Below are 20,437 nucleotides of genomic sequence, written 5' to 3'. Positions count from 1 at the left end.
AACCATGGCCAAAGCAACTTTCAAGAAGGGCGAGGACGGCCTCACGCCGATCACGGTGTCGGCATTGACCCCGGTCGGCATCACGCGCTTCATCCCCGGTCGGGTTTATCGCGTGGACGATCTCGTCCTCGATCAGCTCGGCAACAAGGCGCGGCCGGCCGATGAGTAATCCCAGTGGAGCGAAGGTCGATTACCAGGACTTCGACAACGACACTGCCGATTTTGTCACCAAGCTGAAGCGCGTCCTGGCGGACATCAATATCCGCATTGCGGCTGTCGAAAACATCAAGGGCATGGTCGACGAATTCGAGCGTCGCTATGGCGATGTGGCCCTCAACCGCATCGAGGCGGCGATCGCGCCCGTTCTGGCAACGATGCTTGCCGGCCTCGACGAAACCCGCGACGGGCTGGCAGCGCTCGACGAAGACTACCGCACGAACGGCATGCAGCGGGTCGATGACATCATCAATCCGCTGATCGCCGACGCCCAGGCCGCGCTTGCCCTGGCGACCGACCAGATGGCGGAGCTGGCAGAGTTTCTCGCACTCAAACAGTCCGTGGCCGAGAAGGGACAGATGAACGGCTATGCCGGCCTGGACGAGACCGGCAAGGTGCCCGCCGCGCAACTGCCAGCCGCTCTGTTCGGGGCTCTGAACTATCAGGGTGTCTGGAACGCCAGCACGAACAGCCCGGTGATCCCGGCCGCGAGTGCTGCGAACAAGGGTTATTTTTACAAGGTGTCTGTGGCCGGCACGACATCTATTTCCGGCATCAACGACTGGCAGGTCGGTGACTGGATAGCCTCAAATGGTGCGTCTTGGGATAAGATCGACAATACGGATCAGGTATTGTCGGTCGCGGGGTTGGTTGGGGCAATCACAGCCAGCGCGCTCAAGGTGGCTCTGGGAATAAGTTTTGCCGATGTTTCAGGCGTTGCCTCGGCCGCACAGGGGGTATTGGCAACAAACGCCATGCCGAAATCAGGCGGTGCTTTCACGGGCGCACCGCAATATGCCGCCGATCCTGCCAGCGCCAACGTGTTGGCCCGCAAAAGTTATGTAGACGATGGCTTAGCCACCAAGGCTGGCGTCTACACAGGCAGCACGCAGGATGAGACTGTGTTTCCTGTCGGTCATACAGTTTTTATTTCTGGAGGGTCGACCAAGGCCCGAAACGGTGTAGTGACCATTTATCCGGCGCTTTCCGGCAACAATGATCTCTATGCCCAATCCGGAACGACCGCTCTGTCTGGAACGTGGCGGGCTCGTGGCGTGATATCCGGTCCAAACCTTCTTGCACAAAGGACAGCCTGATATGGAACTTCATTCAATCTCATTCGTACAGGCAATGTCAGATGGTTCATTTCTCGTCACGACCGAGCTGACCGATAGCGATGAACTCCGCGATACCGTCGAATATGTCAGCCGCGAAAGCGATGCGTACGGCCTCGCCCCTGTCATTTGGGCGGCTGTCCAGCAGTGGATATCGGACGGAAAGACGGTAGAGCCATACAATCCGGTGCCTACTCTTACCGAATTCCAGAGTGCAATTCAGGCGCACGTTGATGCATCCGCAGTCTCCAAGCTCTACAACGATGGCAACGCGCTTGCTGGCTACGTCAACAGCACCGTGCCTCAATGGGCGGCGGAGGCACAGGCATTCGTCACTTGGCGTGACGTCGTGTGGGTTTATGCCTATGCCGAACTGGGCAAAGTGCAGAACGGCCAGCGCCAAGTGCCAGCCGTCGAAGCATTCATAGGTGAGCTTCCTGCGTTGGTTTGGCCGGAATAGACCGGATGGAGAAGCTAGACACCGTAATTTGAGTGCCGCTGGGTCTCGGCATAGAGCGACATTTCACGCTCTGGAGGCAGGGCTGCGCCCTCCCATGGCAGATGCGTCGCGGTGTATCGACCGGCTATTCTGACGGCTCTGGTTGATCTGTCTGGTATAAAAAACCGCCGATCAACCATGCAAAATGTAGTATCAACATTCGCGTCGAAAACTCGATCACCGCCAGCGGTAAAGCGTAGGGGATGCTGCCAAAACGGCTCCTCCCATTCCGAAACTGTGTAGTCGCGTCCGTTCAAAGGAAAAGTCTTCGCTGGGAATAGGTGACGACGTGACAGGTCGAGTGCAAAGCCAGCCTTGCCAATGGCATGACGATGCGTCAGGTCGCGCAATTCGATCAAAAAATCCGATGGAAGGTTAGGGTTGAAGGAAATATCCGGGTCAGTGACACAAAAATGGCGCGGTAAATCGTTCTGCGTGAGCATGGATGCACCTGGCCCAAGATTGTCATTTAACCGAACGACTTTGCGGCGACCGTCCTCTCTATCCAGCCAGGCCTGCATGTCAGGATTGGTCGACGCGTTGTCGATGAACCGAATGTCGCGAAAACCAACCCGCCAGAGTTGGTCCAGCATCATCGCGCTGTATGTCGGATTGTTGAAACACGGAACCAAGGCCGGCACGTCGCCCTGCTCCGAATAGCTCACGGCAGGTCGGAAATCTGGCAACAAATCATTGCGGATGAACAGCACATTGCATTGAAAATCGCCGTATTCGCGATCTCGGTGCACTGGCGTGAAGCCGGCAGGGATCAGCTTCTGGAAAACCTCGGAGGCACCGGACTGCCCCTCCCAAAACTTGTACCCTTCCACTTCCACGAGAATGATCTGCGTACGTTCAAGCGTCTTCGCCGCGCCATCTAAAACGAGCGATGCAGCACCTTCGACATCTACCCAGAGAGCGGCATCGCCTGTCGGCGCAGCCTCTGCCAGGAACCCATCGAGCGTGACCCCGGACACAACGTGGTGGTCATAGTCAGCATCTTCATTGCGGCGAAGCAGGGAACCTTTTCCGGTATCCTCACTCTCCCTGTGATCGCGTTTCAGAAGCCGGCCACGCTTGAGCACACGCGAAATTCGACGAGGAACATAGATGTCAACAGGGCCAAGTCTGCTCGTGACAGCCAGATTGTGCCATCCGATACCCATCGATACTGGTTTGTCGCCAAAGGCCGCATGTATCTTCGGATTTGCCTCGAAAGCATGCACGGCGGCGTTCGGTAATGCCATCTTGGCGCGTATCGCCGCATCGCCTTTGTTCGCGCCGATATCGCAGAAGACTGCCGGGGCGAGTTGCGAAACGGCGGCGAAGAACTGGTCTACCAGAGCAGCATTGCCGATATGGCCCTCGGGCATTGCTGGAACAGCGTCCAGAAAACTGTGTGTGCGTTGATCAAGGATTGACGGTATGCGCTTCCGATTAAGGCTGCGACGCCATTTCTCAATATGTCTGCGCATCGTGGCCTCCGAAATTGAGCGAGCCGGTATCGGCTAGCACACCACCCTTAATCCCGACAACCTGAAAGGGCTACGGCAGCGGTAGTGCCGCGCCTGCTTGTTGGCGGCGCGGGTGGAAGTTCTCCCTCATCATCGATCCGCTTCGAGGCCTTTTATCGCAACCACCGTCTGTAGCGCCCGATCTTGTCGGTTTTGGCTGATCGTGATACCTGATCGCCATTCAAGTAGAGTTGCGGTTACGGGGGCGAAACTGCCCCCTTAATTGTTTTTGCGGCAGGCTCTACGCCTCGAAGAGATCGGGACGCTTCAGTCCCTTCAGCGTTTCAAGAGGCCAGCCACATGCCCGAACTCACCTATCAGCACGGCACGCGCGTCAGCCGGGTTCCCGAAGGAACCGTCTCGTTCGAAGTGTTCGACCAGACGCCGGTGGCGATCCTCGGCACCGCACCCGATGCCGACGATGCACTGTTCCCGCTCGACACGCCGGTCGCCATCACCGGCGATCTGGCCCAGATCGAGGCGCTCGGTGTCACCGGCACCCTGAAGGACAGCGTGAACGCCCTGGTCACCGCATCGGGCGGCCGCTTCATTCCCAAGACCTGCATTGTCCGGGTCGAAGAAGGGGTGGATGCCGAGGCGACGATGGCCAACGCCGTAGGCTCGGCCGGCTCGATGACAGGCCTTCATGCCTTCAAGGGCGTTGGCAGTGAGCTTGGTTTCAAACCGAAAATCTACATGGCTCCCGGACTGACCGGGCAGCGGCCGGCTGGAGCCGCTAATCCTGTCGTCGCCGGGCTAGTGCCATTCCTTGAGCGTCAGCGCGCCCGCATGCTGGTCGGCATAGGCGGGGCTACGAAGGAGGAGGCCCTTACCTACCGCGATGATGTCAGCTCGCTGGCGGTCGACCTGATCGACCCGCGCGTGATGGTGTCGGGCAGCGACGGCTTGCCTGTCGCCCGGCCGGCCGAGCCGTTCATCGCCGGCCTCGGCTGCAAGATCATTCGCGACGGCGATCCCAACTCCAAGAAGCCGGCCGGCTTCTGGGTGTCCTGGTCGAATGCGATCATCGGCGGCATCGTCGGCACCGAGCGGCCGATCACCTTCGACTACACCGATCCCGATACCGAGAGCCATCTGCTCAACGAGAACCGGATCAACACCATCGTGCGCGACGGCGGCTATCGCTACTGGGGTGGCCTGTCCGCCTCGGCCGACGACGACTGGATGTTCTCGTCCGTGGTGCGCACGCGCTTCGCCATCGAGGAGATGGTGGCCAAGGATTTCGCGCCGATCATCGACGCGCCGATGAATGCGCCGGCTGTCGTCGAGGCCATCGTGTCCCTGGACGAGAAGCTTGGCGACCTGCGCATTGCCGGCGCGGTCATCAACGGCCGGGCCTTCTTCCTGCCCGCCGAAAACTCGAATGGCCAGCTTCGGCGCGGCCAGCTTCGCATCGAGTTCGATGCCGAAGAGACACCTCCGATCCATGGCCTGACCGTCGGTTCGCGCCGCAACAAGAAGTATTTCGACGTGCTTGTCGAGGACATCGTCCGCGATCTCGCGGCGCAGGCGTAAGGAGCAAAACCGTGAAGCAGACCGGCCGCTATTTTTCCGCCTTCATCGACGGCAAGGGCAAGTTTGCCGAAACCGCCACGGTGAAGGAACCCGACCTGAAGTGGGTCCGCGAAGGCTATGCCGGTGGCGGCATGGTCGGCGAAGTCGAGGTCGGCTTGATCCTCGAAGCCCTGAAGGGGGAACTGACGCTCTTCAATTACGACACCGACGCGATCAACATCTTCGGCGTGACGCCCGGCGTCCCGCAGGCCTTCCAGTTCCGCCGCGAACTGTTCGACACGCGCGAGCAAGGGTCGGAAAGCGTCGTCATCCACATGAAGGCGACGATGGACCTGGAGTTTCCGGAGTGGAACCGGAAGAACCTCGAAGGCGTCAAGCTGCCGCTCTTCATCCATACCTATCGCCGGTTCGTGAACGGCATCGAACAGTACCATGTTGATCCGGAGGGCATGATCTTCCGCGTCAACGGCAACGATGTGCTGGCCGAGGCCCGCCGCGCGATCGGGAGATAGCCGATGAAGACGATCACGCTCAAGCGCCCGATCATCATGCCGTCCGCGATTGCGGGCGGTGCCGAACAGCGGTGGGACGTGCTGTCGCTGCGCGAGATCGAGGCCGGCGACGTTTGCGACGCCGGCCGCGAGCTTCCCGATAATGCGAGCCAGTCGGAAATGCAGCTGCGTGTCGCTGCCAAATGCGCCGATCTGCCTTTTGTGGTGCTTCGCAAGCTCAAGCCGGTCGACATTGTCCAGATCGAGACGTGGTGGCGCGAAGAGTGGTCCAGCGTCGAAGCCAAGCCCGGAACAGAGACGGAAGAAAACCCTTCGAAGGCGGGCGGGACCAAGCCACAATCCTGACCGCCATGGAAGAGATCGCGTCGGCCTATTCGTTCAGCCGGCGCGACCTGATGGCGCTCCCCTTGTCCGAGCTGGCGTTCTGGTGGGTGACCGCCAGGGCGCGTTTGAAACAACGGCAATCCATCGTCGAGGCGGCTTTGAGGAGGTCTTGAAACCATGGCCGACATGAAAGCCAGCGTCACGCTGGAGCTGATCGAGAAGGGTTTCGAGAAGGCCGACAAGGCGGCGAAATCGCTCGACAAGCTTGCCAGGAGCGGGAAAAAAGCCGCCACCGCCCGCAAGGGAATAGACTGGGGCGGCGACCGATCCGCCCGCAGCGCCGAACGCGCAGCGCGGGCCGAAGACAGGCACGCACGATCTATCCACCGCTCCACCGAGGCCATGCGCCGGCAGAAGGTCGAGACGCTGGCGCTGGAGCGTCAGCAGCGCCGGCTTGAGCAGGCACAGCGGCGTGGATTGCTACGGGCCGAAAGAGGCTTTGGCACTCATGCCGCGGCGGGTATGGGCGCGGGTGCCATGATGTCGCGCGCCGGCATGAAGGCGGGTGCCGTGGGCCTGTCCTTCCTCGGTGGCATGGGTCTCGGCGTCGGCGCGGGTGCGGGCATGATCGCCGCCCAAACCGTCAAGGGTGCGGCGAGCGACGAATGGGAACGCGATCAGTTGCGCGTCCTGGGCGATATCTCCGACGCCCAGATGAAAATCCACAGCAAGACGCTGGACATGACGGCAACCAGGCGCGGCGTCGGCTCGCAAGGTGCCTTTGGCGTGTTCGGCGGTTTGATGGCTGGCGGCCTGTCGGACACGGACGCCGCCGCCATGACGGACAGCGTCGTCGTTTTCGCCAAAGCGACACAGGCCGCCACCGAAGACGCGGCGCGTTCGACGGTTGCACTACGCAACAACATGGGCATCACGGCCGACAAGATGATGACGGCCTATGACGCGATCGCACTTGGCGGCAAGGCCGGCCAGTTCGAAGTCCAGGATATGGCGAAGAGCCTGCCCTCGCTGCTCGCTAAGATGTCGAAGCTCGGCGAGATGGGCGAGACCGGTGTGCGCAACACCGTCGCCATGGCGCAGGCGATCCGCAAGACGGTCGGCACCTCCGACGAAGCCGCCACCAACTTCGAAAACATGCTCGACAAGTTCACGTCTACCGACTTCGTCGAGAATGCTGCGAAGATGGGCATCAACGTCAAGAAGACGATGACGGAGGCGAACAAAAAGGGGCTAAGCCCCGCCTTTGCCATCCTGCAGAAAATAGCCAAGGCGACAAAGGGCGACCCGTTCAAGATTGCCGAGTTGGTTCCGGATCGGCAAGCAGCTGCCGCCATCACCGCCGTGCTGCGCGACATGCCCTTCGTGCTGCAGCTGATCCGGGACATGGACAACTCCAGCGGCACGGTGATGAACGACTACGCGACGGCGACGGACAACGCCTCGGCGGCGTGGGACCGGTTCGCCTCCAATGTGAGCACCAAGGCGAAGGGCCTTGCCGAAGTCGTGTTGCCAGCGGTGACAGCGGCGATGAACGCCGCTTCCGAGGGGATGGAGGGTTTAGACGAGGTCGCCGAAGAAAAGCTGAAGGACGCCTCCCAGACCCGCAAGGATGGCTATGCATCCGGTCAGCGTCACCAGAAAGCGGTTCGCTTTTGGGCGGAAAAGACGTTCGGGCTTGAGCCGTCCGATCTCACCAAAGACCTTCACGATGCGGAATTTTACGACGCGGACAAAAAGGCCTTCGTCCAGAATGCGCGGCAAGCAGCTGCAGCGAAGGACGCCGCCGAACTCCAGTCGCGCATCAACTCGGTAATCCCGGCCGGCCGGGACTTCACCGCGCCGGCTGGTGGTGGCGCTGGTATCGACAAGGCGATGCAGGACAGCGGCCGCAGGGCGGAGGCGGCGGCCAAGAACACCGCTGGCGCCATCGAAAACATCCTTTCCAGCATGGATACCTATGCGGCCGGGTTGAAGGCCGGCAACCAGTTCGCGGCCGGCTTGAAGGCGTCCGCGCCGCAGGCCGCTGCCGCCGCCAATTCGGTAGCCGGCAGCGTCGCCGGGCACTTCCCTCAATCACCGGCCAAGGTCGGGCCGCTGCGCAAACTGCCCGACATGGGCCGCAAGATTTCGGCGCAGCTGGCGGGTGGCATGACCCATGACAGCCCGGCCCGCGCAGCCAGCCGGGTCGCGGCCGGCATCTTGAAGCAAAGCGGTAGTGCGGCAGCGGCTGGCCAGTCCAGCGCCGGAGGCAAGGGGTCCATCATGGTCAACCTCGGCGGCGTGTCGATCATCGGCGTTTCCGATCCGCAGGCGGCGGTCGACTATGCGGGCGACGCCATCCGCCGCAAGCTGGACGGCGTGCTTGGCGACGTGGGGTATGGCTGATGGGTCTTTTCCAGCTCGGCACCTTCACGTTCGAACTGCGTTCGCTCGCGCCTCATGTGCTGACCCGTGCCGACACATGGCGCTGGGAGGAAACGCCGCGCCTTTCAGGCGAAGCCGCCCTTCAGTTCCTCGGCCGAGGCACCGGCGAACTGACGCTGGAAGCGACCTTGTTTCCCGGCCGGCTCAAAGGCCATGACGATGCGACCGTCGAGACCATCCGAGCCGTTGCCAATGCCGGGCAGCCGCTCCCGCTTGTCCGTGGCGATTTCCGCATGATCGGCTGGTATTCGATCGTCTCGGTCGAGGAGGAACACACATACATGGACCGCGCCGGCCGGCCACGCCGTGCCGGCGTCATCCTGTCCCTGCTTCGCTTCGGCTCCGACGGTCCCGGCACCGGCGTCCTGGGCTACTTCCGGTGAGGCCATGAGGACGCGAACCACCAAACAAGGCGAAATGCTCGATGAGATCGCTGCCCAGGAATACCCCGGCCAGCCCGAGGCGCTCGTTGCTTTGCTGATGGCCAACGCCTGGGTGAGCCGTCACCCGCCCATGATGCCGGCCGGCCTCGTCATCGTGCTTCCCGAACTTGCCACTGTGAAGGAACCGCAGGCCATGTTGCGGCTGTTCGATTGATGGCGATTGACCCCGCCATCCTGCGGCGCGGCCGCACCGGCTACACGCCTGTCGTGTTCTGTTCGGTCGACGGCCGCAACATCACCGATCTGCTGCAGCCGCGCCTGATCGAGGCGACCGTGGACGACGGTGCCGGCTTCGAGAGCGATGGCCTGACCATCATCCTGGACAATGCCGGCGACATCATCGCTCGGCCCCGCAAGAAGGCCGTGGTGGTGTTCGGCGGCGGCTTCAAGGAAACAGGCGGCGCAATCCGTTTCGGTACCTACGAGGTCGAGGACGCCGAAAAGACCTTCCAGCGGCGCACCATGACGATCGTCGCGCGAGCGGCCAAGATCGGCGACACGATGAAGGAGCGCAAGAACCGCGCCTTCGACGGCAAGACAGTCGGCGAGATCATCGAGCAGATCGCCGCCGACAACGGGCTGCAGCCGGCCATCAGCGCCAAGGTTGCCGGGATTAAGGTGCCGTATCGCGCGCAGCTCGGCGAGAGCGACGCAAACCTGCTGTCGTGGCTCGGCCAGCGCTTCAACGCCGTCGCCTCGGCAAAGGACGGCCGGCTGGTGTTTTCGCGCAAGGGCGATGCCATGACCATGGGTGGCGCAGCCTTGCCACTGGTCACGGTCGGCCCCGACGATCTGGCCGACGAATGCGTATTTCGCGGCACCGCGCGAGCTGCCTACGGCAAGGTCCGCGCCTATTGGCACGACCAGGACGAGGCCGTGCGCAAGAAGGTGGAGGAAGGCGACGGCGATCTAGCCGCCGAGATTACCGAACCGTTCCAGGACGAGGACGAGGCCCGCGAGGCGGTAAAGGGCCGCAAGGAAGGCCTTGAGCGCGAGGAGGAAACCTTGTCGCTACAGCTATGGGGCCGTCCGGACGCACAGGCCGATGCCGAGCTGCAGCTGGACGGCTGCGACAAGGATGCGGACGGCTCCTGGTCGATCGAGACCGTCCAGCACAAGTTCTCCGGTACCAGTGCCTACACAACGTCGATCGAGGCGAAGCGCGGCGACAGCAGCGCCGGCAAATCCGGCAAGAAGAAGGGCAAGAATGGCAGCTCGGCCGCGCCCGACCTCGATGCCGAGCCGCCGCCGTGGGAGGTGCCGAAAGGCGGCTCCTGAAGCCGCAGTAGGGACGGCCACGTCAATTCGTGGCGGCGGGACAGACGCCAATCCAAACCCGCCCGACAGCACCTAACGATAACCGTCGCATCCGCCCTTTCGGGCGTTGCCGTGCTACCGATTATCGGAAAACAAATGATGAAGATGAACGAACTCTCCCCTGTCCAGCCAATCTCGCCGGCAGCGGGTTATATCGGCGGCAAGCGCAAGCTGGCGGCGACCTTGTGCGAGCGAATAGCGGCCATGCCTCACCGCACCTATTGCGAGGCTTTCGTGGGCATGGGCGGGGTATTCTTTCGGCGGCAGTCGAAGCCCTCGGCCGAGGTCATCAACGACCGCAGCGGCGATGTCGCCAACTTCTTCCGCATCTTGCAGCGCCACTACCCGCAATTCATGGACACGCTGCGCTTCCAGATATCCGGCCGCCGTGAGTTTGAGCGCCTGAAGGCGTCCGACCCGGCCACGCTGACCGATCTGGAGCGTGCCGGCCGCTTCCTGTACCTCCAGAAGTTGGCCTTCGGCGGCAAGGTCGCCGGGCGCAACTTCGGGGTCGATCCTCGCTCGGCGGCCGGCTTCAACCTCACCCGTCTCGCTCCGTTGCTCGACGACATCCATGATCGCCTTGCCGGCGTGACCATCGAGAACCTGGACTGGCTGGCCTTCATCGATCGCTACGACCGACCGGAGACGCTGTTCTACCTCGATCCGCCGTACTGGGGCAGCGAGGGCGACTATGGGAAAGAGCTGTTCGGACGGGACCAGTTCGCCGCCATGGCCGACCGCCTCGGCCGGCTGAAGGGCAGCTTCATCCTGTCGATCAACAATGTGGAGCCGATCCGGAAACTGTTCGGCCGGTTCGCGATGGAGGAGGTGGAACTGACCTATACGATCAGCGGGCCACCCACGGCGGCGAAGGAGCTGATCATCAGTTCGGCAGGCTCACGCCTCAACCGGGCTTCGAAGAGGCTTTGAAAGTGATTCGAGGGATGAAGAAGGAAAAGCGCGTTGCTGACAGAACCGCTGCAAAAACTGCCAGATCGCGCGCGCCGCTACAGCGCGCGTCAAGATTAATTTGGCTGCTCATGTTTTTATTGGTAATGGTGGGCCCGGAGGGACTCGAACCCCCAACCAAGCGGTTATGAGCCGCCGGCTCTAACCATTGAGCTACAGGCCCCACGCAGGCTGCTTAGTGTTTTTCTCGCGCCCACACAAGGCTTTGACGGCACTCTGGCGCCGGCCGCCAAAATCAGTCCATATTCACGCAATATGTCCCGCCGACAGGGACGCACTTCATTGGAGCATTTGATGACGAGATTTTATTTCCCACTAGCCTTGGCGGCGGCGTTTGCCCTGCCGGCGATAGCGCAGGCGGCCGACGTTCCAACACCACCCCGCATCATCGTCAGCGGCGAGGGCGAGGCAACCGCTGTGCCCGACCTCGCCATGCTGACCCTGTCGGTCATGCGTGAGGCCAAGACCGCTCGCGTTGCCCTTGATGCCAACAACGATGCAATGGCCGCGGTCATTGCGGCGATGAAGGCGGCAGGCATCGAAGAGCGCGATCTGCAAACGGCCGGCATCCAGATTAGCCCGCGCTACAATTACACCAACAAGCCGGACGGCAGCCAACAGGCCGAACTGGTGGCCTACCAGGTCACCAACACGCTGTCGGTACGGGTGCGCGACATCGACAAGACCGGCGATATTCTCGACAAGGCGGTGACACTCGGCGTCAACGAGGGCGGCGGTATTTCCTTCACCAATGCCGATCCGGCAACGGTGATCACTAAGGCGCGCAAGAAGGCGGTTGCCGATGCCGTCGCCAAGGCCAAAACGCTGGCGGAAGCCGCCGGCGTGTCGGTTGGCAAGGTGGTGGAGATCAGCGAGCAGAGCTACGCCCCCCAGCCCATGCCGATGAGCGCCAAGTCCTTCGACGCCGCCAGGGCGTCCGTCCCCGTCCAGGCTGGGGAAAATTCCTACAGGGTCCAGGTCAACGTCACCTTCGAGATCAAGTGACCATCATCTTGAGCGAGAAAAGCCCCGCAAGCATGCGCGTGCGAGGCTTTTTCAATGAATGGACCGGCCGTCCCGGCTATCGCCGCGCGTCTCAGCGATAGGCGATCGGGCAACCGGCGCGGTTGGCGAACACCACCACCTGACGATGATTGAACTTGCGGCCCGCCACTTTCACTGTGCGGCGGCTTGTATCGACGACGCGCGCGCGGCGCAGGCCCATGCGCTCGGCCTTGTTCAGCGCAGTCCGTGCCGAGCAGCCGCGGTCCCTGCGCCAATCGTGACGATCCGGGCGCCAATCGTGACGGCCATAACGATCGCCGACATGAACGCCGAGGCCGGAACCGCCGCCGTTGAAGTTGAGATAGATGCCGTCCGCCTGAGCCGTGGCGGGAATGGCGGCAAGGCCACCGAGGCCGATAAGGGCGGAAAGCACTGCGGTCTTGATCATCTTGAGCATTGTCGTTCTCCTGCTGCGGTTCGTTTGGCTTGGCTTGTCTCAGTCGCTCGCCAATCCATGCCGCAACATTAGAATTCCGATGCTGAACCGATCGGGAACCGCGCATTCATGTTCGGTTCATTTGCCGTCCACCGCCGGAAAGCCACTTGACCGACGACGCAAGACAGGGCGCGGTTTCACCACAACCAATTGATTTATAAAATATTTCTGACAAGCGAGGAAGGAACGGCCGAGCCCACGCTCAAGGTTCCTCGTCGAGCACGTAGTCGAAATAGTCTTCCGGTTCGGCAAGGTCGCTCTCGCTGGCCCGCACCCGCCCGCGAATCGAAATGCCGGCCTCGTGCACCGTCTCGGGGCTGCCCGAAACCAGCCTGTGCCACCAGTAAAGATCGTGCCCCTCGGCAACCAGCCGATAGGCGCAGGTGCTGGGCAGCCAGCTTATGGTGCGGACGTTTTGCGGGGTCAGGCCGACGCAGTCCGGCACCTTGGCCAGCCGGTTGGCGTAGTCCGAACAGCGGCAGGTGCCAGCATCGAACAGCCGGCAGGCAACACTTGTCCAGTGGATTTCGCCCGTATCATCGTCCTCCAGCTTGGACAGGCAGCACTTGCCGCAGCCATCGCACAGCGATTCCCACTCGTGCGGGCTCATCTCCTCCAGCGTTTTGGTCTTCCAGAACGGTTCTTTCATGAAGCTGCATGTGGCTTGCGCGGGGGGCAAGGTCAAGCGAGGGTAGAAAAAGACACGATCTCGCCATTGTTTAGACGGCCATTCGCCTTGCATCTGGTCTATCGCCCCTATTGTCGGAACCAAATGCGGGACGGCAAGTTTCGGCAGTAACGGGACTTTACAAGGAGAGTGAACGCATGAAACGCCAACCCAGGATTCTGGCCGGCACCGCACTCGGCCTGCTCATGGCATCGACGCCATTGGCCGCCTTCCCGCTTTTGGACGGCACCAGCCTTTCGCCGCGCGCTTCGAATGGACCTCTCATGCTTGCGCAAGCCGAATGCGCCGAGGGCGAATCCGCCGAAGCCTGCGCCGCGCGTCAGCAACAAGCTCCAGCGGAACAGCCGGCACCTGAACCCGAGGCGGCGCCGGCCGAGCCTGCACCTGAGCCGCAACCCGAACCAGCGCCCGAGCCCCAGGCCGAGCCAGCGTCAGAACCTCAGGCCGAGCAGGCAGCGCCGGAGCCGCCGCCCGCGGTTGAGCCCGAGCAGCAGCAGGCGCCAGCGGCAGAGCCTGAACCCGCTCCACAACCTGAACCTGCGCCGGAACCTGAAGCGGCACCACAGCCTGAACCGGAACAGCCGGCTCCCGCACCCGAACCAGCACCGGTTCCTGAGCCGGAACAACCTGCTCAAGAGCAGGCCCCTCAGGCGGAGCAACCGGCACAAGAAGCGCCTGCCCCCGAGCAGACGGCTCCCGAGGCAGAACCGGGACAGCAGCAGCAGGCGCCAGCCGCAGAGCCCGAAGCGGCTCCGCAGCCTGAACAGCCCGCAGCCGAACCCGAACAATCCGCGCCGCCCCCGGAGTCCGGGGCGGCACCAACACCGGAACCGGCTCCATCCGAGCAGCCGGCCTCGCCGGCAGAGCAACCCGCCCCCGCCCCGCAAGGTGAGCCGGCGCCTGCCGAGCAGCAGCCGGCCACCGGTGAACAACCGGCGACTGGTGAACAGCCTGCACAGGGCGAAGCAGCGCCAGTTGATCCCAATGCCGCACCTATACTGGATAGCCAGAAGGAAGCGCCGGCTCCCGCCCAGGATGGCGGTGCCGCCGGAGGCGGACAGGCCGCTCCTGCCGAGGGCGGCCAGGCAGCGCCGGCAGATGGCGGTCAGGCTGCGGCTCCGCAACCTGCTCCGGTCGATCCCGGCCCGCCGCCAGCGGACGACCGGGCGGCCCAGCAGGCGATCACGCCTGAAACGATCGTTCCGGTGGCGCAGGAAAAAGGTACGCGCCGTGAACGGGCGCCCGACATCCGGCAGCAGGAACGCCCGCAAGGCGTCGATGTGCTGCGTGAAATCGGCGACCGTGTCATCATCCAGTTCAACAACCAGACCTATGTTGAAAGCGATGATCGGCCGCGGATGCGGCGAGATGCGCGCGACGTCTATTATGAAGACCTGCCGCGGGGTCGCACCCGCGAAACGGTGGTGCGCCGGGACGGAACCCAGATCGTCACCATCCGCAACCGGAACGGCGACATCATCCGCCGTTCGCGCATCATGCCGGATAATCGCGAATATGTGCTGAACTACGTCGACGAGCGCTATTACGACGACGTTAGGGAGTGGCGCGATCCGGGCGACGACCTCCCGCCCATGCGTCTCACCATTCCGCGCGAGAACTACATCCTTGAATCGCGCATAGTGGAAGACCCAGACCTCTACTATGAGTTCCTCGAACAGCCGCCCGTGGAACGCGTGCAACGCCTCTACTCGGTCGACGAGGTCAAGCGCTCGGCCCGCGTGCGCGACATTGCCCGGCGCATCGATCTCGACACGCTGAACTTCGAGTTCGGTTCCGCCTCCATCGGCGACGCCGAAGTCGAGAAACTACAAGGCGTCGCCGACGCAATGGAGAAGCTTCTGGAAAAGAACCCGGGAGAAACCTTCCTCATCGAAGGCCATACCGATGCCGTCGGCTCGAACGAAGCCAATCTCGCTTTGTCCGACCGCCGCGCTGAATCGGTGGCCGAAGCCCTGACCGGCGCCTTCGGAGTGCCGCCCGAAAACCTGACCACACAGGGTTATGGCGAGCAGTACCTGAAGATCAAGTCGCAAAAGCCCGAGCGGGAAAACCGCCGCGTGACCATCCGGCGCATCACCCCGCTGGTGGCTCCGGTCGCCAGCGCCAACTGACACCAAAAGCGCCGCGATTCGCACCAACTCTTGAATCGCGGCGCAGCTACCCCAGATTCTCTATGGGGTTCCCTGCCCCGTCCCGCTCCCAGCGGGACACGAGGCCCCGCCGCGACCCCCTCCCGGCGGGGTCTCACGTTTTTCGGGCCGGCATCGCGTGCAAGCAAGGATTTGGAGCAACGGCTACCGAAGAGCAGCCGGCGGGCTGCGTTCCCTCATCGGCTCATGAACGTCGCAATTGCGATCAGGACAATCTGGTTACCTTGGTGTCGGTGCGTTCGAACACCTCGTCGGGGACAAAAAAATCGCCGGCCAGCGGCCCTTTGGCGCCCGGCGCATAATGCGAGAAATCCTTGACGCCTTCGGCGCGCAGCACCTCTTCGTCGATGTAGAAATTGCCCGTAGCCTCGCGCGAAGGCCGGTTGAAAATAGCGTACGCCGCATCCGCCATGATTTCCGGCGAGCGGCTCATCGCGGCTACCGTGGCCCCGCCGAGAAGGTTGCGCACCGCCGCCGTGTCGATGGTCGTGATCGGCCACAACGAGTTGACCGCGATGCCGGCTGAAGCGAACTCGGCGCTCATGCCAAGCGTGCACAGCGACATGCCGAACTTGGCCATGGTGTAGGCGACATGGTTCTTGAACCACTTGGCCTTCATGTCCAGCGGCGGCGCCAGATTCAAAATGTGAGGGTTTTGAGCCAACTTCAGGTGAGGAATGCACGTTTTCGACACGAGGAACGTGCCGCGGGCGTTGATCTGGTGCATCAGGTCGTAGCGCTTCATGTCGGTTTCCAGCGTTCCGGTAAGCTGGATGGCGCTGGCATTGTTGACGCAGATATCGATGCCGCCGAACCTTTCCACGGTCTTGGCAACAGCCTCAGCCACCTGCTCTTCCTCGCGGATGTCGCACAGCACCGGCAGCCCCTTGCCGCCGGCCTGTTCGATCTCCTCGACCGCCGTATAGATGGTGCCCGGCAGCTTCGGATGCGGCTCGGCCGTCTTGGCAGCGATGGTCACATTCGCCCCGTCGCGCGCCGCGCGCAGCGCAATCGCCAGTCCGATGCCGCGCGATCCGCCGGAGATGAACAGCGTCTTTCCCTTGAGCGACATGTCTCGGTCTCCAATCTGTGCTGGCCGATCCTTGCCCGCTCAGCCGTTGCCGCGCAAGGCCGCAGCGGCCTTTGAGGCGATTACGCAGCGTCGCCCTTCGCCGAGCAGGCAGGAACCGGGACAAGTCCGTTTCGCCCGGAATCGCGCGGACAAAAGCTGGCCTTACCCGAAGATGCGGTCGCCCTGCTCGTTGATCAGTTGCACGCCCTTGCGGATCGTGACCTCCACCGCATCGTCAAGACCCGGAAAGCGATCGGCGCGAATGAAGCGATGTTCCTTCGTCTCGCCATCCACCACCTTGGTGATGACGCCACAGGTCTGGTATTGACCTTCCGCCTTGAACGGCGTGGCGCTAATCGTGTAGCCATTGTGCTCGACCTGTTTGACGGGCCCAGCCGCAGCGGACGCTTCGTCCGACCCGCCGCCGCCAAACAGCTTTTTCCAAAATGACATCAACCGGCCTCCCGTCTTCGACTGTGCCCTCTATAGACCCGACCTGCCCACAATCTCAAAGGCAAATGTCAGCCGGCAGTCTCATGCGCAACCGCCTTCGCTACGGCTGGCCGTTCCAGCATGCGCTTGCGATGATCCATGACACGCGGCAGGCGCGCAGGGTCGACGCCATCGCCTTCGATCCATTGCGCGATGGTAAACAGATAGGGGTCGGCGATCGTATAGGTGTCGCCCATCACCCATGGCCCGCGCAGCATCTGGCGCTCGACGAGATCGAAGCAGGCACCGACCGATTGCGGCACCTTGCGCCGCATCGCCTCGAGTGCCGCCTCGTCGTCCGCCCAGCGGCTTCCGCGCACCTTGTGTGCGTGAGCAACGTGCACTGTCGAACACAGATAGCTGTTGAAAGCCTGGATCTCGGCAAAGGCGAAGGCATCGTCAAGCGGCGCCAGCCTTGCCTGCGGATGCGTCTGGGCGACGAAGGCAAGTATCGCCGGCGTTTCCGTCAGGACCCCGCGCTCGCTCGACAGCGCCGGCACCCGGCCTTTCGGGTTCAAGGCCAGATACTCGGCCGATTGCTGTTCGGTCTTGGAAAAATCGAGGCGTTTCAGCCGGTAGTCGGCACCGGCCTCCTCCAGCGCGATATGGGATGCGAGGGCACATGTGCGCGGTGCATAAAAAAGGGTGAGCATGACGATCCTGCAAGTTGAAGCTTCACGTCATGCTGGCGCTTGAAGGTTCAAATTGCAATGTGCCTGCAGCGCTGTCCGGTGCGGACAGAGGTTCTCCGGCGAGGATCGCCCAATACTCCGATTGTTGTTGAACCGCGATGCTTTGCGCCCGGCTGGCGAGGCCCTGTCGTGGCGGAAACTTCGGCAAATAGGGCGGCGCCGCGAAACCGCGCCGCGCCGCCCATTGCCTCAGCCGAGCGAGCCGACCACCGCGCGATAGGCGTTTTCGGGAAAGGCCTTCAGCGTGCGCGAACGAATGTTTCCGGCAGCGCCGATCTGCAGCGCAAAACGTGCAGCCACAGCGTCGTCTGGCGCCTCGCACACCGCCACCATGTCGTACTCGCCCATGGTCATGTAGAATTCCTTGAAAGAGCCGCCCATGTCGGCAAGAGCCTTCCTGGCGACATCAAGCCGCTTGGGCGATTCACGCACCGTCTTGATGCCTTGGTCCGTCCAGTTGAGAAGCAGGATGTAAGTGGTCATGGTTCACCTCCCTCCGGTGCCGCGCACCGTGCGGGCAGCGCACGTCCCGGCGCCGGCTATTCCACCCCCCGCCGCAATTATGAACCTCGGCAGGCCAGGGCGCCAGAGCCCCCGATGCAGTCGAGCATCCCTTTGGTGGACCCTGCACCAATCGCCGCACAGATCGCCCAAGATGCAAAAAGCCCGGCGAGAAGCCGGGCTTTTCATTCGTTTCGTTGGCGGCAATCAGCTGTCGAGGAAGCTTCTGAGCTTGCGCGAGCGGCTTGGATGCTTGAGCTTGCGCAGTGCCTTGGCCTCGATCTGGCGGATACGCTCGCGCGTCACCGAAAACTGCTGGCCGACTTCTTCCAGCGTATGGTCGGTGTTCATGCCGATGCCGAAGCGCATGCGCAGCACGCGCTCCTCGCGCGGCGTCAGCGAGGCCAGAACGCGCGTTGTCGTCTCGCGCAGATTGGCCTGGATCGCCGCGTCGATCGGCAGGATCGCCATCTTGTCCTCGATGAAGTCGCCGAGATGCGAATCTTCCTCGTCGCCGACCGGCGTTTCGAGCGAGATCGGCTCCTTGGCGATCTTCAGCACCTTGCGCACTTTTTCGAGCGGCATGGCGAGCTTTTCCGCCAATTCCTCAGGCGTCGGCTCGCGGCCGATCTCATGCAGCATCTGGCGCGAGGTGCGCACGATCTTGTTGATCGTTTCGATCATATGCACCGGGATACGGATGGTGCGGGCCTGGTCGGCGATCGAACGGGTGATCGCCTGCCGGATCCACCATGTAGCGTATGTCGAGAACTTGTAGCCGCGGCGATACTCGAACTTGTCCACCGCCTTCATCAGGCCGATATTGCCTTCCTGGATCAGGTCGAGGAACTGCAGACCGCGGTTGGTGTATTTCTTGGCGATGGAGATGACGAGGCGCAGATTGGCCTCCACCATTTCCTTCTTGGCGATCGCCGCCTCGCGCTCGCCCTTCTGCACCTGATTGACGATCTTGCGGAATTCCAGGATCGAGATCGCCGTTTCGGTGGCAAGGTTCTGGATCTCGGAACGCAGGTCCCTGATCGTATCCTTCTCGTTCTTGGTGAATTCCTTCCAGCCGCGCGAAGTCAGGTTGGCGATGGAGCGCGTCCAGTTGGGATCGAGTTCCGAGCCCTGGTATTCGCGCAGAAATTCCTCGCGGCGCACGCCATAGCTTTCAGCCAGGCGCAGCAGCTTGCCCTCGTTCTGCACCAGCCGCTTGTTGATGTCGTAGAGCTGCTCGACCAGCGATTCAATACGCGCTTGATTGAGCGACAGCGACTTCACCGCCTTGATGAGCTGGTCCTTCAGCTCCTTCAGGCGGCGGTCCTGGCTGGGTGACAGCGTGCCGGCGGCAGCAAGGCGGTTTTCCACCTGCTGGTCCTGCAGCTTGCGCAGCTTCTTGTAGGTGTCGGCAATGACGTCGAGCGTCTCCATCACCTGCGGGCGAAGCTCGGCCTCCATGGCCGCCAGCGAAAGATTCGCTTCGTCGTCTTCTTCCTCGTCTTCTTCCAGACCGCGCGTGTCGGCACCGACATTGGTGATGTCGTCTTCTTCATCGCGCGAACCGCGGCGCGGCTTCTCGTCGGTCTTGGGCTTGGCTTCCTCTTCCACGCGCTCGACGATCGGAGCCTGCTTGGCCTCGGGGCCGGCATAGGTCGCTTCGAGGTCGATGATCTCGCGCAGCAGGATCTTGGCTTCGTTGAGTTCGTCGCGCCAGATGATGATGGCCTGGAAGGTCAGGGGGCTTTCGCACAAGCCCGCGATCATCGTCTCGCGGCCGGCCTCGATGCGCTTGGCGATGGCGATTTCGCCTTCGCGCGACAGAAGCTCCACCGAGCCCATCTCGCGCAGATACATGCGCACCGGGTCGTCGGTTCGGTCGGTTGGTTCCTTCTTGGCAACGGCCGCGACGGCGGTGCCGGTTTGTTCCGCCAGTTCGTTGGCGTCCTCTTCGGCGTCGCCATGGCTTTCGCCTTCCGGTTCCTCGCCCTGCTCGTCGTCTTCCACGACGTTGATGCCCATGTCGGAAAGCATCGCCATGGTGTCTTCGATCTGCTCGGAGGTCACTTCCTCGGAAGGCAGCACCGCGTTCAACTCGTCCATGGTCACATAGCCGCGCTTCTTCGCGACCTTGATCATCTTCTTGACAGCATCGTCGGAAAGGTCGAGCAATGGGCCATCGGTTGTGCCCTCGCGCTCGGTCTCGACCTCTTCCTTTTCCTTTGTCGCCATTCTTCTTATGTCTCCAAGCGGCTTTACTGGTAAGCCGGGCAAGCTTTTGAACCGGGTAATGTCATGAGCGAACGATGCGCTCCACCCTCACAGTTGCCGCATGTCTCGTTAAGTCCGGATTAACCCTGATATCTGAGGTCGGTTTTTCATCCGTCCAGTGACCGGTACCCTTGCATCTGCGCTTTTTCGTCGATG

At 62.3% G+C, this 20,437-nt stretch carries 22 protein-coding genes and 1 tRNA gene; 14 read left to right on the top strand and 9 right to left on the bottom strand.

Annotated features, from left to right (window positions below; translation table 11 throughout):
• The first annotated feature begins 4 nt into the window (after positions 1-4).
• From ASD64_RS21035 to ASD64_RS13675, 3 genes are all read left to right on the top strand, one after another.
• Positions 5-169 carry a hypothetical protein gene (locus ASD64_RS21035; RefSeq protein ID WP_156460141.1) on the top strand — a complete coding sequence of 55 codons (165 nt, stop codon included), beginning with the start codon at positions 5-7 and terminating at the stop codon, positions 167-169.
• A 124-nt stretch (positions 170-293) separates the two neighbouring features.
• Positions 294-1,313, top strand: coding sequence for a hypothetical protein (locus ASD64_RS13680; RefSeq protein ID WP_156460140.1), 1,020 nt, complete (start codon positions 294-296; stop codon positions 1,311-1,313).
• A 1-nt stretch (position 1,314) separates the two neighbouring features.
• Positions 1,315-1,791: a hypothetical protein gene (locus ASD64_RS13675; protein ID WP_056105829.1), complete on the top strand. Its 477-nt coding sequence runs from the start codon at positions 1,315-1,317 to the stop codon at positions 1,789-1,791.
• A gap of 14 nt (positions 1,792-1,805) precedes the next feature.
• On the opposite strand, the gene ASD64_RS13670 is transcribed toward ASD64_RS13675, so the two are convergent.
• The gene (locus tag ASD64_RS13670; protein WP_082549988.1) at positions 1,806-3,305 is read right to left on the bottom strand and encodes an FkbM family methyltransferase; all 1,500 of its coding nucleotides are present in this window, start codon (positions 3,303-3,305) and stop codon (positions 1,806-1,808) included.
• Positions 3,306-3,644: 339 nt separating this feature from the next.
• On the opposite strand from ASD64_RS13670, the gene ASD64_RS21285 reads away from it, so the two are divergent.
• The 9 genes from ASD64_RS21285 (at position 3,645) to ASD64_RS13630 (ending at position 10,854) form a co-directional block, all read left to right on the top strand.
• The gene (locus tag ASD64_RS21285) at positions 3,645-4,880 is read left to right on the top strand and encodes a hypothetical protein (RefSeq protein WP_056105825.1); all 1,236 of its coding nucleotides are present in this window, start codon (positions 3,645-3,647) and stop codon (positions 4,878-4,880) included.
• Between the two features lie 11 nt (positions 4,881-4,891).
• Positions 4,892-5,392: a phage major tail tube protein gene (locus tag ASD64_RS21280; RefSeq protein WP_056105822.1), complete on the top strand. Its 501-nt coding sequence runs from the start codon at positions 4,892-4,894 to the stop codon at positions 5,390-5,392.
• A 3-nt stretch (positions 5,393-5,395) separates the two neighbouring features.
• Entirely contained in the window at positions 5,396-5,737 is a 342-nt protein-coding gene (locus tag ASD64_RS13655; protein ID WP_056105819.1) for a phage tail assembly protein, read from the top strand.
• Between the two features lie 5 nt (positions 5,738-5,742).
• Entirely contained in the window at positions 5,743-5,889 is a 147-nt protein-coding gene (locus tag ASD64_RS21030) for a hypothetical protein (protein ID WP_156460139.1), read from the top strand.
• A gap of 4 nt (positions 5,890-5,893) precedes the next feature.
• Positions 5,894-8,122 (top strand): phage tail tape measure protein, encoded by a 2,229-nt coding sequence (locus tag ASD64_RS13650; protein WP_056105817.1) that lies wholly within the window; start codon positions 5,894-5,896, stop codon positions 8,120-8,122.
• Positions 8,122-8,544 carry a phage tail protein gene (locus ASD64_RS13645; RefSeq protein WP_056105814.1) on the top strand — a complete coding sequence of 141 codons (423 nt, stop codon included), beginning with the start codon at positions 8,122-8,124 and terminating at the stop codon, positions 8,542-8,544. Before ASD64_RS13650 ends, ASD64_RS13645 begins: the two co-directional genes overlap by 1 nt.
• 4 nt (positions 8,545-8,548) lie before the next feature.
• The gene (locus ASD64_RS13640; protein WP_082549986.1) at positions 8,549-8,758 is read left to right on the top strand and encodes a tail protein X; all 210 of its coding nucleotides are present in this window, start codon (positions 8,549-8,551) and stop codon (positions 8,756-8,758) included.
• Complete coding sequence (locus ASD64_RS13635; RefSeq protein WP_056105810.1) at positions 8,758-9,882, top strand: contractile injection system protein, VgrG/Pvc8 family; 1,125 nt, start codon at positions 8,758-8,760, stop codon at positions 9,880-9,882. The genes ASD64_RS13640 and ASD64_RS13635 overlap by 1 nt, the downstream gene beginning before the upstream one ends.
• Before the next feature lie 135 nt (positions 9,883-10,017).
• Complete coding sequence (locus tag ASD64_RS13630) at positions 10,018-10,854, top strand: DNA adenine methylase (RefSeq protein ID WP_413813603.1); 837 nt, start codon at positions 10,018-10,020, stop codon at positions 10,852-10,854.
• A 126-nt stretch (positions 10,855-10,980) separates the two neighbouring features.
• On the opposite strand, the gene ASD64_RS13625 is transcribed toward ASD64_RS13630, so the two are convergent.
• A tRNA-Ile gene (locus ASD64_RS13625) sits at positions 10,981-11,056 on the bottom strand.
• 131 nt (positions 11,057-11,187) lie between these two features.
• On the opposite strand from ASD64_RS13625, the gene ASD64_RS13620 reads away from it, so the two are divergent.
• On the top strand, positions 11,188-11,898 hold the full coding sequence (locus ASD64_RS13620; protein WP_056105808.1) for an SIMPL domain-containing protein: 711 nt from the start codon (positions 11,188-11,190) through the stop codon (positions 11,896-11,898).
• Between the two features lie 91 nt (positions 11,899-11,989).
• On the opposite strand, the gene ASD64_RS13615 is transcribed toward ASD64_RS13620, so the two are convergent.
• Both ASD64_RS13615 and ASD64_RS13610 read right to left on the bottom strand, forming a co-directional pair.
• A complete protein-coding gene (locus tag ASD64_RS13615) occupies positions 11,990-12,355 on the bottom strand; it encodes a hypothetical protein (protein WP_056105806.1) in 366 nt (121 codons plus the stop codon).
• 241 nt (positions 12,356-12,596) lie between these two features.
• Positions 12,597-13,043 (bottom strand): YcgN family cysteine cluster protein, encoded by a 447-nt coding sequence (locus tag ASD64_RS13610; protein ID WP_056105804.1) that lies wholly within the window; start codon positions 13,041-13,043, stop codon positions 12,597-12,599.
• 176 nt (positions 13,044-13,219) lie between these two features.
• Here ASD64_RS13610 and ASD64_RS13605 point away from each other — a divergent pair, with 176 nt between their 5' ends.
• Positions 13,220-15,214: an OmpA family protein gene (locus ASD64_RS13605; protein ID WP_056105802.1), complete on the top strand. Its 1,995-nt coding sequence runs from the start codon at positions 13,220-13,222 to the stop codon at positions 15,212-15,214.
• Positions 15,215-15,458: 244 nt separating this feature from the next.
• Here ASD64_RS13605 and ASD64_RS13600 read toward each other — a convergent pair whose 3' ends face one another.
• The 5 genes from ASD64_RS13600 to rpoD all read right to left on the bottom strand — a co-directional run bounded on the left by ASD64_RS13600 (position 15,459) and on the right by rpoD (position 20,242).
• A complete protein-coding gene (locus tag ASD64_RS13600) occupies positions 15,459-16,325 on the bottom strand; it encodes an SDR family oxidoreductase (protein ID WP_056105800.1) in 867 nt (288 codons plus the stop codon).
• Positions 16,326-16,487: 162 nt separating this feature from the next.
• Positions 16,488-16,778 (bottom strand): HlyU family transcriptional regulator, encoded by a 291-nt coding sequence (locus tag ASD64_RS13595; RefSeq protein WP_056105798.1) that lies wholly within the window; start codon positions 16,776-16,778, stop codon positions 16,488-16,490.
• Between the two features lie 68 nt (positions 16,779-16,846).
• Positions 16,847-17,470, bottom strand: a complete 624-nt coding sequence (locus ASD64_RS13590; RefSeq protein ID WP_056105797.1) for a glutathione S-transferase family protein — start codon at positions 17,468-17,470, stop codon at positions 16,847-16,849.
• Between the two features lie 228 nt (positions 17,471-17,698).
• Positions 17,699-17,992 carry a GYD domain-containing protein gene (locus ASD64_RS13585; protein WP_056105795.1) on the bottom strand — a complete coding sequence of 98 codons (294 nt, stop codon included), beginning with the start codon at positions 17,990-17,992 and terminating at the stop codon, positions 17,699-17,701.
• A 225-nt stretch (positions 17,993-18,217) separates the two neighbouring features.
• Entirely contained in the window at positions 18,218-20,242 is a 2,025-nt protein-coding gene (gene rpoD / locus ASD64_RS13580) for an RNA polymerase sigma factor RpoD (protein WP_056105793.1), read from the bottom strand.
• Between the last annotated feature and the right edge of the window lie 195 nt (positions 20,243-20,437).

Source organism: Mesorhizobium sp. Root157 (assembly GCF_001427385.1).
GTDB lineage: Bacteria > Pseudomonadota > Alphaproteobacteria > Rhizobiales > Rhizobiaceae > Mesorhizobium.
The sequence above is the reverse complement of the archived record's forward strand: the minus strand, read 5'-3'. Positions and strand labels throughout refer to the sequence as shown.